The sequence below is a fragment of the Paraburkholderia bannensis NBRC 103871 genome (assembly GCF_000685015.1).
Classification (GTDB): domain Bacteria; phylum Pseudomonadota; class Gammaproteobacteria; order Burkholderiales; family Burkholderiaceae; genus Paraburkholderia; species Paraburkholderia bannensis.
Genome location: NZ_BAYA01000050.1, coordinates 1 through 13,546, shown reverse-complemented (window position 1 = coordinate 13,546; position 13,546 = coordinate 1). Strand labels below are relative to the sequence as shown.

Here is a 13,546-nt window from a genome sequence, read left to right as displayed (position 1 = left end):
CCGGCGAGCGCGAATCCATTTGGCGATTCCGCGCCCAAGCCTGAAACGAATCCCTTTGGTGGCGATGCGCCTGCGAAAGCGGGCGATCCGTTCGGGGCTTTCGGTGCGTCCGATGAACAGGGCGACAAAAAAGAAACGCCGGGCAAGCGCCCGGCGAATCCGTTTGGTGACTGACTGATCGTCGGCTGGACGGCGATCAGCTTTCTTCCGCTGCCTTGCGCGGGCGGCGTGCACGCGCCGGAGTTTTCTTCGGCGCTTTCTTTTTCGGTGCTTCAGTCGCGGGGGCGTCGGGCGCAGTGACTTCAGGCGCAGCTTGCACCGCCGGTTCGGCCTGAGGCGCGGCGTCTGCCTCTGACGATGCGGCGGCAGCCTGGGCGGCTTCCTTCGCAGGTTTGGCAGCCTTCTTGCGCGCCGGAGTCTTGCGCGGAGCGGTCTTGCGCGCGCGACGCGGCGTCTCTTCCAGCACCTTCACTTCTGCGGGCGTAGCGGGCTCGAACAGCGGCAGGGCGGATTCGTGCGAGTGCGGCTGCTGCTCGTCGAAAAGATCGCCATGCGGTTCGGCGTGCGTGTCGAAGGACGCAGCGCCGGTTTCCTGCAGCGATTCGATGTCGAAGATTTCCTGCGCCTGAATCACTTCGTGCGCTTCGTGCACGCCCTGTTGCGGCTGGCGTGGCTCTTGCGGCTCGCGCGCGGCGTCCTTCACGTCCTTCACGTCCTTCGCATTCCCACGACCGTTACGGCGGCCCTTGCGGCGCGAGCGCGTGTCGTCGTTGCGCGGCGCTGCGGCTTCTTCCGCCACCGGTGCTGCCGGGGCGTCCGTCGTAGTAGAAGGCGCTGCCACGTTCGCCGGCTGGCTCGTGCGCGTCACAAAGGTGCCCGACTTGTCGTCGCGGCCCACTTCGAGCAGCCCGCGCGCCTGCGCCTCTTCCAGCAGGTTGCCGAACGCGCGGAACCCATAACGCGACTCGTTGAAGTCGGGGCGGCGGCGCTTGATCGCGCTCTTGAGCACCGATGCCCAGATCTTGCCGCTGTCGCCGCGCTCATAGCCCAGCGCATCGAGCGTCTCGACCACCAGCGTGATCGCCTTGAGCTTGCGCTCCTCGCTGCGATCTTCGGCGTTTTCGTTCTTGTCGTCGCCGCGTTGCTGGCGCTCGTCGCCGCCCTGGCGCTTCGCGTTCGCGCCGCCGTCGCGGCCCTTGCCGCGCGGCTGCTGCTCGCGCGAAAGTTCGCGCACCAGGTCGTCGTAGAAGATGAATTCGTCGCAGTTCGCGACCAGCAGGTCGGAGGTCGAGTGCCGCACGCCCACGCCGATCACCTTCTTCGCGTTCTCGCGCAGCTTGGAGACGAGCGGGGAGAAGTCCGAGTCGCCGCTCACGATCACGAAGGTATCGACGTGCGACTTCGTATAGCAGAGGTCGAGCGCATCGACGACGAGGCGAATATCGGCGGAATTCTTGCCGGACTGGCGCACGTGCGGAATTTCGATGAGCTCGAAACTCGCCTCATGCATCGACGCCTTGAAGCCCTTGTAGCGCTCCCAGTCGCAATAAGCCTTCTTCACGACGATGCTGCCCTTGAGCAGCAGCCGCTCGAGCACGGGCTTGATATCGAAGCGGTCGATCTTCGCGTCGCGCACGCCGAGCGCGACATTCTCGAAGTCGCAGAACACCGCCATGCTGACGTTTTCTTGAGGGGAGGCCATGTGATTCGATTGTTCCATCTACGGTACGAATCGACATGATAGCCGGTTGCGCGCAGCACGACCGTGTTTCACCCATGAACTGCTGGCGGGGCGGTGCAGCGCGCCAATGCCAGACCGGCCGGTTGGTTGCGTGCGCAAGCATAGTTCGTTCGAACGATATAACGGTTATATGGCCAGTCGGCCCGGTTTTTTCACGGTTCCGTCACACACGCTGCCTAAGCTGGCGCGGCCCAATCATGGTGCATCGAAAGGTGCCTGGGCGGACGGAAAAATATCGGCATTCACTCCAGAGAAAAGCCGAAAAAACCGAAAAAATCGAAGAACCCCGATAACGATTCGACAAGACAGAGGACACCCATGGCAGTTCGCTTTACCGGCAGGATCGGCGCCGCCTTCGCCGCCATCTTCGCCGCGCTCGTGTGCGCGCTTTTCGTGAGCGCGTGCGGTTCGAGCGTCAACTCCACGACCGCGGGAACGACCCAGCAAATCAAGCACGTTTTCATCATCACGCTTGAAAACGAGAACTACACGACGACGTTCAGTTCGACCACGAAAGCGCCGTACCTGGCCAACACGCTCGCGGCGCAAGGCGCGCTGGTGCAGCAGTATTACGGCACGGGCCACGTGAGCCTCGACAATTACATTTCGATGATCAGCGGCCAGTCGCCCACGTTGCAAACCGACAACGACTGCACGACCTATGAGGACTTCAGCCTCACGGGCATGACGTCGGACGGTCAGGCGATCGGCACCGGCTGCGTGTATCCCGCGAGCGTGAAGACCATCGCCGACCAGCTCAAGGCGGCGAACCTCACGTGGAAGGGCTACGAAGGCGACATGGGCAACGACCCGGCGCGCGAAGCGGCCACCTGCGGCCACCCGACGCTGGGGACGACCGACCTGACCAACACCCAGGAAGCGCCGAACGCCACCACGCCCGCAGGCGATTCGTATGCGACGCGTCACAACCCGTTCATGTACTTCCACTCGATCATCGATTCGCCGGACTGCCAGGCGAACGTGGTCAACCTGAACAACCTGACGACCGACCTGCAACAGGTCGCGACGACGGCGAACTTTAACCTCATCACGCCGAGCACGTGCGACGACGGCCACGATTCGCCGTGCGCGAACGGCGCGACGGGCGGCCTGGTTTCCGCCGATGCGTTCCTGCAAAAGTGGGTGCCCATCATCACCGCATCGCCGGCGTTCAAGCAGGACGGCCTGCTGATCATCAACTTCGACGAAAGCAGCTACGCGTCGGTGACGATGCCGAGCACGAGCGAAGTGGACTTCACGTTCGCGGGCGACACCTGCTGCAGCCAGCAGGAAGGGCCGAACCTGGGCACGTTCCCGCAATCGGCGGCGATGGGCACGGTGCCGGCGGCGTACCTGACGAAGCTCGGCATGACCGTGCCGGCAGGCCTCACGGGCAACGTGAATCTCGTGCTCGCGAAGAGCAGCTACGGCGGCGACCGCACGGGCGCGGTGATGATCTCGAAGTTCATCAAGCCGGGCACGGTGTCGACGGTGGCGTACAACCACTACTCGATGCTCAAGAGCGTCGAGGACATGTTCGGCCTCGGCCATCTGGGCTACGCGGGCCAGGCGGGCCTGACGGGCTTCGGCAAGGACATCTTCACGAATCTCTAAGCCACGCCGATGACCGTTTTCCACGCACGTCTGGCGGCGCGTCGCGCCGTCACGACTGCGCTGGCCGCCGGCGCTACCGCGCTGGCGGCTTTTGTCGCACCGGGCATCGGTGCGGCGCAGGCGCAGTCTCATGTTCCCGCTTCCGCAATGGTTTCCGCGGGGGCTTCCACAACGGCTGCGGCCACGCCGCTCAGCGACACCGCCGCGCTCGGCAAGCTCATTTTCAACGATCCCTCGCTCTCCGCTTCGGGCCGTATGTCCTGCGCGAGCTGCCATAGCGCGGCGCACGCCTATGGGCCGCCCAACGGCCTCGCCGCACAACTGGGCGGCGCCGATATGCGCACCCAGGGCACGCGCGCCGTGCCGACGCTCGGCTACGTGCTCAACCGCACGCCGGTCTGGACGCATGTGCAGGCCGCCAGCGTATTCGAGCGCCTCACCGACGCCGACAGCCCCCCCGCAGGCGGCTTCGCGTGGGACGGCCGCTTCAACAGCCTGCACGAACAGGCGCTCTTTCCGCTGTTCAGCGCGAATGAAATGGCCAATCGCAGCCCCGCCGACATCGCCGCGAAACTCGCGCGCGCACCGTACGCGGCGCGCTTCAAGCAGGTGTTCGGCGAAACGATTTTCGCCTCGAACGATGCCGCGCTGCGCCAGGCGATGATGGCCGTCGAGCGCTACGAACTCGAAGAGCCCAGCTTCCATCCCTACACGAGCAAATTCGACGCGTATCTCGACGGCAAGGCGGAGCTGACGGCCAGCGAAATGCGCGGCAAGAAGCTGTTCGACGATCCGAACAGCGGCAACTGCGCGTCGTGCCATATCGACCAGGTGGGCGCGAACGGCGCGCATCCGCTGTTCACGGACTTCCAGTTCGAGGCGCTGGGCGTGCCGCGCAATCCGGAGCTGCGTGCGAACCGCGATCCGGACTACTACGACGAGGGCCTCTGCGGCCCGGTGCGCACCGACAAGGCGAGCAACAAGAGCTATTGCGGCCTCTTCAAGACGCCGACGCTGCGCAACGTCGCCACGCGCGAAGTGTTCTTCCACAACGGCCGCTTCCATACGCTGCGCGACGCGCTGCGCTTCTACGTGGAGCGCGATACCGCGCCGCAGAAGTGGTATTCGAAGGACGCGCGCGGCCATGTCGTGAAGTTCGACGACCTGCCCGCAGCGGTGCGCGACAACGTCGATACCGTGGACGAACCGCTGACGCGCAAGGCGGGCGGCAAGCCCGCCTGGAACGCACGCGATATCGACGATGTGATCGCCTTCCTGAAGACGCTCGACGACGGTTATCAGCCGCGCGCGCAGGGTGCGAAAGTGGTCAAGGTCAGCGCTGCGCTCAAGCGACCGTAATCAGATCGGCGGCGGTTCTGTCCGGGCTGCGGCCGGCGGTTCGTCGGCTGGCGGCGCGGACGGTTTCGTCACGTGCGTGCCGCACTGATTGCAGAACGGGAAGAACGCGAAATTGCGCGCACCGCACACGCAGATGTCGAATAGCCGCAGCCCGCAGTGAATGCAGAACGACACCTGTTCGCCGCCCAGGTGCCACGGTTTATCGCAGGACGGGCAGAGCTTCTTCTGGTACGCGCTGATCGCCTTCTCATAGACCACTGAACGCGCGCGTTCGCTCTGGCTCTGCTGCATTTCGGCGCGCTTGCGCTCGACGTAGCGCTGGAACGCGCGCAGCATGTACACGCCCGCAAAGACCGTGAGCGCAATGCCCACGAGCACGCGCACATAGCCGCCGAAATTCGGCAGGTAGGGCACCAGCTCCACGAAGAACGCGCTCAGCGCAAAGAGGCCAAAGCCGTAAATGAAGGGCCAATAACGGCTCTTGCGATGGCGCACGAACAGCCACACGGCCACGACCAGCACCGGCAGCGTGAGCGCGAGACGCCAGCCAAACACCGTGAGTTCATAGCGCTTGTCCGCTGCCGCGTAACGCGCATCGGCGTCGACCTGCAGGCGCGCGAGCTGGGCGTTGATTGCTTCGCTCTGCGAATCGAGTTTGCGTTGCTGGTCGGCGAGCGCGTCGCGCTGATGCTGCCAGTTCAACGCGTTCGCCTGCAATACGTCGAGCTTGCGGGTGCGCGAAAGCAATTCGACATCGTTGCGGTTGTCGCCGGTCGCGCTGCGTGTGGCCAGCCAGTTGCGCAGGCTCTCTTGCGCATCGTGGTATTCGGTGGTCGCGCGATCGTAGCCAGTCGAAAGCGTCTGCCCCTTGTCGCCCAGTGCGCTGCGCTGGCGCTCGATTTCGCGCAACTGCGCATCGAGCGGCGCGCTCGCGTTCGTATCGACGAACTGTTCGGCCGTGGGCGGCCCGCCATGTGGCACGAACATGAGGTCGCGGATCACCAGGCCGCCGAGCATGTCGAGGAAACCGGCGAACACGATGGCGATGATCCACGAGGCGATCTGCAACAGGCGGGCGGGCCGCGAGTAAGCCTGGCTGGTAGTCATGGGAATGTCTGCAATGGCGTGGAGGTGGCGTGGAGGTGGCGTGGAGGTGGCGCGATGATGACGTGAGCGATGCGGCCCATTCTACGAGGCTGCGCGAACGGGGCACGGCAATTGCGCAGGCGGCGGGCCGCGTCGATTCGCTTCGCATAGCGAAGCGGACGCGAAACCCCAGCCGACCGTCCTGGCGGTACTGACGGTACTTACGGTACTTGCGGAACTACGTAACGAAGGGAAGCCTGCCCGTGCGAATCCTGTCGATCTTTGGAACGCGGCCCGAAGCCATCAAGATGGCGCCGCTCGTGAAATGTCTCGAAGCCGAGCCCGGCGTGGAGTCGGTCGTCTGTGTGACCGGCCAGCATCAGACCATGCTCGACCAGGTGCTCGAACTGTTCGAGATCGCCCCCGCGCATCATCTGGGCGCGATGACCGCGAACCAGTCGCTCAACGGCCTGGCCGCGCGCCTCTTTGCGGGCGTCGATGCGGTGCTCGCCGATGTGCGCCCCGAGCGCGTGCTCGTGCACGGCGATACTGCCACCAGCATGGCGGCCGCGCTGGCGGCGTTCCATCGGCGCATTCCGGTCGGACACGTCGAAGCGGGGCTGCGCACCGGCAACCTGCTTGAGCCGTGGCCCGAGGAGACCAACCGGCGCGTCGTGGACGTCGTGAGCGACCTGCTGTTCGCGCCGACGGCAAGCGCCCAGGCCAATCTCGAAGCCGAGGCGCTCATGGGGCGCGTGATCGTCACCGGCAACACGGTGATCGATGCGCTGCGGCTCATGTGCGCGCGACTGGATCGCGATGCAGCCCTGCGTGCGCAGATCGACGCGCGCTTTCCGTGGCTCGAACCCGAGGGCGAAGGGCGGCCGCTGCTGCTGGTGACGGGGCACAGGCGCGAGAGCTTCGGCGCGGGCTTCGAACATATCTGCGCGGCGCTCGCGGAACTGGCCGCGACGGGCAAGATGCAGATTGTCTATCCGGTGCACCTGAACCCCAATGTGCGCGGCCCGGTGCTGGCCGCGCTGGGCAACGCGCCCAATGTGCACCTGACCGAACCGCTCGACTATCCGGCCTTCGTGCGCCTCATGCAGCGCGCGGCGATCGTGCTGACCGACTCGGGCGGCGTGCAGGAGGAGGCGCCCGCGCTCGGCAAGCCCGTGCTCGTGATGCGCGACGTGACCGAGCGCCCCGAAGCGCTCGCGGCGGGCACCGTGAAGCTGGTCGGCACGCATCGCGAGGCGATCCGGCGCGCGGTGATGGCGCTCGTCGACGACGAATCGGCGCGGCGGGCGTGGGCGCGCCGCGTGAATCCTTATGGCGATGGCGAGGCGTCGGCGCGCATCGTCGCGGCGCTGATGGGGCGGCCCGTCACGCCGTTCGCGAGCGCCGCGTTGCCGGGCTATCGGCATCCGGCGATGGCGCAGCGCACTGCCGCCTAGCGGGCTGCGCGCGATGGCGAAGGGCATGAGGGCGATCGCGGCTTGCGTGCTGGCTGCGCTGGCCGGGTGCTTCGGCTTTGGCACGAGCGCGCTGGCCGCGCCGGATGAGAGGGCCGCGCCGCCGCTTGCGCAAGGCGTCGTCTGGCAGCCCGACAACGCGCACCTGGATCCGCGCGGCGACTGGCAACGGCTGGGCGTGCGCGACCTGCTGGTGCAGTGGACGGCCGTCGACGACGTGGCGTTCGTGCCGGGCGCGAACCTGCCCGCGCCGCGCGTGCCGGACTGGACGCGCATCGCGGGGGAGCCGTGGGCGCGCGACGTGATCGTCGGTCTCGCGGGCTATGCCGATGAAAAGAAGGCGCGCGCGAATCTCGACGAATTGATAGCGCGTTCGCAAAAGCTCGCCGATGCGCGTCCGCCCGTGCATGTGAGCGGCTGGTATTTTCCCGTCGAGGTCGACCCGAGCTGGACTGACGCCGCACGCATGGGGCCGTTGCTCGAACGCTTGCCGCATCCGCTGTGGATCAGTGTCTACGACACGCGCAATATCGGCGGGGCGGCGCTGGCGAAGTGGCTGGACGGCTGGCTGCCGCACGACGTCGGCGTCTTCCTGCAGGACGGCAACGGCGTCTATGCGCGCGTGCCGTCGGTGGCGCGCGAGTACGCGGATGCGCTGGCGGCGAAACTGGGCAGGAAGCGCGTGCGCATCATCGCCGAAGCGTTCAGGCCGAAACCGGGTGGGGGATTTCGCGCGGCCACGGCCGCCGAACTCGCGCCGCAACTTCAGGCGTATCGCGGCTATCGCGTCTATGTGTTCGACGGGCCGCACTATCTGTCGCCGGAACTCGTGGAGGGGCTGCTGGCGATCCCGCGCGCGCAGCAGCCGTAAATCAGCGCAACTGGGTAAAGGCGATCAACAGCACCATCGACCCGATCGCGCCGTCGAGCACGCGCCACGCAGCGGCGCGCTTGAACAGCGGCGCCAGCGCTCGCGCACCGTAACCGAGACCGAGGAACCACACCGCGCTCACCGCCATCGCGCCGATCGCGAACGCGAGACGCGCCCCTTCCGGTTCGCGTGCCCCGGCCGTGCCGATCAGCAAAAACGTATCGAGATAAACGTGCGGATTGAGCCACGTGAACGCGAGCGTCATCAGCATGATCGGCCAGGCGCGCTGCTCGGGCGCATGTTGAGCGCTGGCGGCTGCATCCATCACGTCATGTGTGGGTTTCACGGCACGACGCAGCGCGCCGATGCCGAACCACACGAGCCACGCAAGGCCCGCATAGAGCACGAGATGCACGAAGGTCGGATAGCGCTCGACGAGTGCGGACGCGCCGCCCACACCCGCGCCGATCAGGATGAAATCGGACAGCGTGCACAGCACGACGATCTTGCCGATATGCGAGCGCAGGATGCCCTGGCGCAGCACGAAAGCGTTCTGCGCGCCGATGGTGACGATCAGGGAGGCGCACAGCGCGGCGCCATGAGAAAAAGCGAGCCAGTTCATGATTGGACAGTACGGGGGAACGGCGCTAGTCTGCCGCCAGGAGCCGATTAAGCAAAGCTCATTTTCTTAAGGCTGATTAAGGAACGCTAATGCTCGACTATGCATTGCTCGATGCGCTTGCCGCCGTGGTGCGCCACGGTTCGTTCGACCGCGCGGCGGGCGCCCTCAATGTCACGCCTTCTGCGGTCTCGCAGCGCGTGAAGCTGCTGGAGGAGCGCGTGGGCGCGGTGCTCGTCAAACGGGGCCAGCCTTGCGTCGCGACCGCGGCAGGCGCGCTGCTGTGCCGCCACACCGAGCGCGTGCAATTGCTCGAAGCCGAGCTGGGCGGCGGCATGCCGACGGTGGCGGGGGAGCTGCTCGGCGAAACCGCGCGGCCAACGTTGCGCGTTGCCGTCAACGACGACAGCGTGGGCACCTGGTTCATCGACGCCGTGGCGCCGTTTTGCGTCGAACGCGGCATCCTGCTCGATCTCGTGATCGACGACCAGGATCACACGGCGCAGCGCATGCGCGACGGCAGCGTCCAGGGCGCGGTCACGACGCAGGCCGAACCGGTGCAGGGCTGCCGCTCGACGCGGCTTGGCCGCATGCGCTATCTCGCGGTGTGTTCGCCCGCATTCTTTGAGCGCTATTTCGCCGATGGGGTGGGGCGCGAGTCGCTGCGCCGCGCGCCGTGCGTCGAATTCAATCCAAAAGATCAACTGCAAAAGCGCTTCGTGCGAAGGATCACGCGCGCGCAGGTGGATGCGCCGTTGCACTGGATTCCGCACGTCGCGGGTTTTCTGCGCTGCTGCGTGAGCGGACTTGGCTGGGGCATGTGCCCGGAGCGCATGATCGCGCCGCATCTCGCGCGCGGCGAACTCGTCGAACTGACGCCGGGGCGTGTGCTCGACGTCGAGCTTTACTGGCAGAGCTGGCGGCTGTCGATTGGCTGGCTCGACGATTTCGGCACGATGCTGCGGCGTCGCGCCGCCGACTACCTGGACCAGGGGCGCGGCGCCTGACGTGTCGCTTGAAGTGTCACCTGACGTGTGCCGCGTGAAGCGTCGCTTGCGCGTCTTTAGCGGCCATTCACGCAGTCTTTACCCGCCATTTGAATTGTTGTTATCCGTGCAGGTAATCGTGACGGCTATTGAAGGCTATTGACGCCGCACTGCCTGATGTGATTCCATGCATTCGCGCGTGACAAAATGGCTAAAGCGCAATTCGTTTTTGATTAACGATTCGTGAAATAGAGTCGTTTCTCGCAATTGACCTGCATCGGCGCGACGTGGCTTCATGCGACAATTCCCCGCGTCTTGTTGCGTAGCAGCCGATGTGAAGTTTTTCGGCTGTTTGTGACATAAGCCTGTAATGCGTTTCATTGATCGGACAACACACAGCGTGCCCCGCAGGTGCAACCCAGCGTGCATCGGGTGACGGTATAAGAGCCCGCTCAGGCTTGTCTGGCGGGCGATTGCGGCCGGCTGGTGCAGGCGTGCGAACCAACCGTTCGCGGTGCTCAATAGTCTTGCTAATGCATTTGCCTCGTCTGCATAAGACCCGGCTATCCGGTTATTTTTTCCTGTGAGCAATGTTAAACATCAACAAATCGGCAAAAAAGTGCGAATGTAAAGAAACCACTATTGCTATCCTGCAATGAGCCTTGAAAGCCTCATGTCTGGTCTTTGTCCGGGTCTCAGATATATCGTGTGAAAATTCAGTTTTTTCTGTGGAGTGCCAGAATCGCACGCTATAATCCCGACGTGGCAGAGTGCTTATTCGACCGGCATATTTGAATCGTTTCCACGTGCACGAGGTGCATTATGACGAAATTAGATACCGGCAGCGCATGGCAACAAACCATTGATCTTCTGACCGCAGCCTCGGAGCCTTTGGGCCCGGACGGCGAGCCCGAAGTCATCAGGAGCTGCAAACCGGTACCCATCACACGCAGCGCATCGGAAGCGGCCAACCGGCGCCGCGCCACCGTGCGGTCGTGGGATGCGCAAGGCATCACCTTGATCCGGCGTCATGATCCGGACAGCATCACCGTTTGTTGGAGCGACGCGACCTATGGCCGCTACTCCGACCAGTTGTGGCGGGTCTGCACTGCGCGTCGCAGTGCGGTGTGCGCGTTGACTGGCGAGAAAATCCGCCGGGGCGACGCGGTGTTCCGCCCGAGCCCGAATCGCCGTCATCGTCCGGCCAATGCCGACGCGATGATACTTGCGAGCAAGCTCGACGCATTCCCGAGCGGGGTCGTCGCTGCGCGTCTCGACGAGGCGCTGGCGGCTTAAGTGACTCAAGTGGCTTAAGTAAGTGGTGTAAGTCGCTTGCGCGGCTTGCAGGAAGAACGGCAGCGGAGCTGCATGGGCTCCACAGCACGGTTCGCGTCAGGCGGACTCTCGTTGCACAGCCGTATCTTCGGGCATCTCCTGTAGTGAAATCAGCGGATCGTCAGGGCGGGTTGACCGCCTGGCGGGCGCGGGTTTCGCTGCGGGTGGCTGCGCTTATTGTCTCGCCTTGGGTCTTGCTCTGGCATCGCTGATGGCCTCGCGCGAGGTCAAGTATCGGCACATCCATCGTTCTGTTTTTGTCTGCGGATTCGCCTGGCGCTTGCGGCCGCGTGTCCGACGCTATGGCGTCTGTTTCGCCGATAAAACCTCCATCGATCATCTGGATTGACGCCCGCCGAAAAAAATCGGGGCGCCGCCGCCGCGCCCGATCGCTATGGACAGGCAGCGGCGGAGGCGCCCCGATGCGGGCGCAAGACGTCAGGCCGCCTTGTCGCTGGCGGTTTCCTCTTCGAGCGCGTCGCGCGTTTCCGGCATCACGAGCCACACCATGACCACGGCTGCCGCGCCCGCCGTGGCGAGCCCCAGGAAGCTCACGGTATTGCCGAAGTGATCGGCGATAAAGCCCGCAAGCGCGGTCGACAGCGTCGCCCCGATCCCTGCCGACAGCCCGAACAGCCCGATGCACAGGTTGTAGCGTCCCTTGCCGCCCGCCACGTCGGCGGCGATCAGCGGCAGCATCACGCCGAACACCGCAGCCGAGAGACCGTCGAGCATCTGCACCGGTACGAGGAAGTACGGATTGCCGACCGCCGCGAACAGCAGGGCGCGCAGCGGCAAAGCGCTGAAGCCGAGGATCAGCACCGGGCGGCGGCCCCAGGCCTGGGCGGTGCGCCCGACCCACGGCGACATCATCGCGACGATCGCCTGCGGCACGATGATGCAGGCCGCAATCACCAGCTGGACGTTGTCGCCCATGCCCGCCGTCACTTCGCCGGCAGCCAGGTTGAGCATCGCCGCGTTCGAGAGGTGGAACAGGACTACGCAGGCCGCGAACGTCAGCATGCGGGGGTCGCGCAGCAGATCGAAGATCGTTTCACGCTCGCCGTTGGCGTGGTCGGCGGCCGTCGGCGTGGCTCTGGGTGCCGGTTTGGGCGCGGGTTTAGGTGAGTTCGCGTGCTTGTCGTATTCGATCATCGCGAGCGCCACCAGCGCGGGCAGCGCGAGCGCCGCCGTCAGCCAGAACACCGCGCGCGGCGAGACATATTCGCCGCACAGGCCCATCAGGCCCGCCGCAACCGCGCTGCCAATCGAGGCCCAGCGCGCATTGCGCCCAAGCCGGTCGCCCAGGTTCTGACGCCCCACGAGCGCGAGCGCGAGCGCCGCCATCGCCGGCACCAGCATGCAGCTGGCGAAGCCGTGGAACACCTCGGCGGCCATCACCGGCACGACCGTCGGGCTCACGGCCAGCAACATCGCCGAAATGATGATCGCGATGATCGCCCACGCGGCGGCGGCCTTCTTGTTCTTGAGCGCGTCCACAGCCGCGCCGCCGGGCACCTGGCTGACCATCGCGCTGATCGTGCCGACCGACAGCGCGAGGCCGATCTCGCCTTGCGTCCACTTGTGCGAAGCCAGGTACGAGGCGATGAACGGGCCGAAACCGGTCTGCACGTTCGCGACGAAGAAGTTGAGCCAGTCGAGCGCGCGTACGCTTCGCAGACTGGGTGGGAGTTGCGTCGTCGTGCCTGTCGTCATTGGGCACCGCGCGCGGAAGCTGCGGGCGCGGCCGGCGGCGTGGCTGGCGTCGCCGCGGCTGCGGAGTTCGGGCTGACGGCGCGCACCGCCTGGTCGTTCGCGTAGGGCGGCGACGCGTCGAGCTGCTGGTCGCTCATTTCGAGCTGGGCTTCGAGCGCGTTGTTCTTCGTGACGAAGTGCAGCGCCGACCAGTCGGCGGCGATGGTACGGCGTTTTTCCAGCAGGTCGCTCACGTCGAGCACCACCGCGAGCGGCGCGGCGCTGCCGTCGATCAGCACGTCGACCACGCGGCCGACCTTGGCGCCGTTCGGGCGCTCGACGGTGGTGTCGAGCATCGGCAGGCGCGTCGGGCTCGCTTCGGGCGCGCCCGCCTGGGCGCCGCCGGCCTTGGGCCGATCGGGAATCTGCAATTGGGCGGGCGAAAGCGCGAGCGTGATGGCGGGCGACTTCGGCTGCACATTGATGCGCACGGCGCTCCACGGGAAATTCGCCTTGCGGTCGCCCACGCCCATGAAACCCTGGAGGTTCACGACCACTTCCTGCGGCTTGCCGCCGGGGCCGGCGACCATGTCGACGGCGCGGCCCACGACCTTGCCGTCGGGCTTCTGCACTTCGCTGTCGAGCAGCGTGCGGAAGCTGCCGCGCTCGATCGTGCGCGTCTGCACGAGCGGGGCGGGCGGCGGGGCAACCGGCGTGCTGGCGGGCGTGGGCGGCGGCGGGGCGACCCGGTGCGGCTTGCGCGGC

Annotated in this window: 11 protein-coding genes; 6 read left to right on the top strand and 5 right to left on the bottom strand. The window is 65.7% G+C overall.

Features of this window, described 5'->3' with window-relative positions:
* Positions 1–196 precede the first annotated feature (196 nt).
* The gene (locus BBA01S_RS37080; protein ID WP_084162781.1) at positions 197–1,702 is read right to left on the bottom strand and encodes an NYN domain-containing protein; all 1,506 of its coding nucleotides are present in this window, start codon (positions 1,700–1,702) and stop codon (positions 197–199) included.
* Between the two features lie 357 nt (positions 1,703–2,059).
* Between BBA01S_RS37080 and BBA01S_RS37075 the strand changes: the two genes are divergently transcribed.
* Both BBA01S_RS37075 and BBA01S_RS37070 read left to right on the top strand, forming a co-directional pair.
* Positions 2,060–3,355, top strand: a complete 1,296-nt coding sequence (locus BBA01S_RS37075) for an alkaline phosphatase family protein (protein ID WP_042298517.1) — start codon at positions 2,060–2,062, stop codon at positions 3,353–3,355.
* Between the two features lie 9 nt (positions 3,356–3,364).
* Positions 3,365–4,714 (top strand): cytochrome-c peroxidase, encoded by a 1,350-nt coding sequence (locus tag BBA01S_RS37070; RefSeq protein ID WP_084162780.1) that lies wholly within the window; start codon positions 3,365–3,367, stop codon positions 4,712–4,714.
* Here BBA01S_RS37070 and BBA01S_RS37065 read toward each other — a convergent pair whose 3' ends face one another.
* Positions 4,715–5,821 carry a zinc ribbon domain-containing protein gene (locus BBA01S_RS37065; RefSeq protein WP_027820818.1) on the bottom strand — a complete coding sequence of 369 codons (1,107 nt, stop codon included), beginning with the start codon at positions 5,819–5,821 and terminating at the stop codon, positions 4,715–4,717.
* Positions 5,822–6,063: 242 nt separating this feature from the next.
* Here BBA01S_RS37065 and wecB point away from each other — a divergent pair, with 242 nt between their 5' ends.
* Complete coding sequence (wecB, locus tag BBA01S_RS44545; RefSeq protein ID WP_084162779.1) at positions 6,064–7,257, top strand: non-hydrolyzing UDP-N-acetylglucosamine 2-epimerase; 1,194 nt, start codon at positions 6,064–6,066, stop codon at positions 7,255–7,257.
* 13 nt (positions 7,258–7,270) lie between these two features.
* A complete protein-coding gene (locus BBA01S_RS37055) occupies positions 7,271–8,146 on the top strand; it encodes an alpha-amylase family protein (protein WP_027820817.1) in 876 nt (291 codons plus the stop codon).
* A gap of 1 nt (position 8,147) precedes the next feature.
* Here the strand turns inward: BBA01S_RS37055 and BBA01S_RS37050 are convergent, their stop codons facing one another.
* A complete protein-coding gene (locus BBA01S_RS37050; RefSeq protein ID WP_027820816.1) occupies positions 8,148–8,768 on the bottom strand; it encodes a LysE/ArgO family amino acid transporter in 621 nt (206 codons plus the stop codon).
* 89 nt (positions 8,769–8,857) lie between these two features.
* On the opposite strand from BBA01S_RS37050, the gene BBA01S_RS37045 reads away from it, so the two are divergent.
* Together BBA01S_RS37045 and BBA01S_RS44540 are read left to right on the top strand one after the other, a co-directional pair.
* Positions 8,858–9,772, top strand: a complete 915-nt coding sequence (locus tag BBA01S_RS37045) for a LysR family transcriptional regulator ArgP (protein WP_027820815.1) — start codon at positions 8,858–8,860, stop codon at positions 9,770–9,772.
* Positions 9,773–10,573: 801 nt separating this feature from the next.
* Positions 10,574–11,047 (top strand): DUF3331 domain-containing protein, encoded by a 474-nt coding sequence (locus BBA01S_RS44540; protein WP_084162778.1) that lies wholly within the window; start codon positions 10,574–10,576, stop codon positions 11,045–11,047.
* Between the two features lie 477 nt (positions 11,048–11,524).
* Here BBA01S_RS44540 and BBA01S_RS37035 read toward each other — a convergent pair whose 3' ends face one another.
* Both BBA01S_RS37035 and BBA01S_RS44535 read right to left on the bottom strand, forming a co-directional pair.
* The gene (locus BBA01S_RS37035) at positions 11,525–12,802 is read right to left on the bottom strand and encodes an MFS transporter (protein ID WP_027820814.1); all 1,278 of its coding nucleotides are present in this window, start codon (positions 12,800–12,802) and stop codon (positions 11,525–11,527) included.
* On the bottom strand, positions 12,799–13,546 hold a 748-nt coding region (locus tag BBA01S_RS44535; protein WP_042298516.1), incomplete at its 5' end, for a PRC-barrel domain-containing protein. The genes BBA01S_RS37035 and BBA01S_RS44535, both read right to left, overlap by 4 nt.

What these genes read in the sequence shown, in the direction of transcription:
- BBA01S_RS37080 (WP_084162781.1), bottom strand. Translation starts at nt 1,702, where the DNA reads ATGGCCTCCCCTCAAGAAAACGTCAGCATGGCGGTGTTCTGCGACTTC.
- BBA01S_RS37075 (WP_042298517.1), top strand. Translation starts at nt 2,060, where the DNA reads ATGGCAGTTCGCTTTACCGGCAGGATCGGCGCCGCCTTCGCCGCCATC.
- BBA01S_RS37070 (WP_084162780.1), top strand. Translation starts at nt 3,365, where the DNA reads ATGACCGTTTTCCACGCACGTCTGGCGGCGCGTCGCGCCGTCACGACT.
- BBA01S_RS37065 (WP_027820818.1), bottom strand. Translation starts at nt 5,821, where the DNA reads ATGACTACCAGCCAGGCTTACTCGCGGCCCGCCCGCCTGTTGCAGATC.
- BBA01S_RS37055 (WP_027820817.1), top strand. Translation starts at nt 7,271, where the DNA reads ATGGCGAAGGGCATGAGGGCGATCGCGGCTTGCGTGCTGGCTGCGCTG.
- BBA01S_RS37050 (WP_027820816.1), bottom strand. Translation starts at nt 8,768, where the DNA reads ATGAACTGGCTCGCTTTTTCTCATGGCGCCGCGCTGTGCGCCTCCCTG.
- BBA01S_RS37045 (WP_027820815.1), top strand. Translation starts at nt 8,858, where the DNA reads ATGCTCGACTATGCATTGCTCGATGCGCTTGCCGCCGTGGTGCGCCAC.
- BBA01S_RS44540 (WP_084162778.1), top strand. Translation starts at nt 10,574, where the DNA reads ATGACGAAATTAGATACCGGCAGCGCATGGCAACAAACCATTGATCTT.
- BBA01S_RS37035 (WP_027820814.1), bottom strand. Translation starts at nt 12,802, where the DNA reads ATGACGACAGGCACGACGACGCAACTCCCACCCAGTCTGCGAAGCGTA.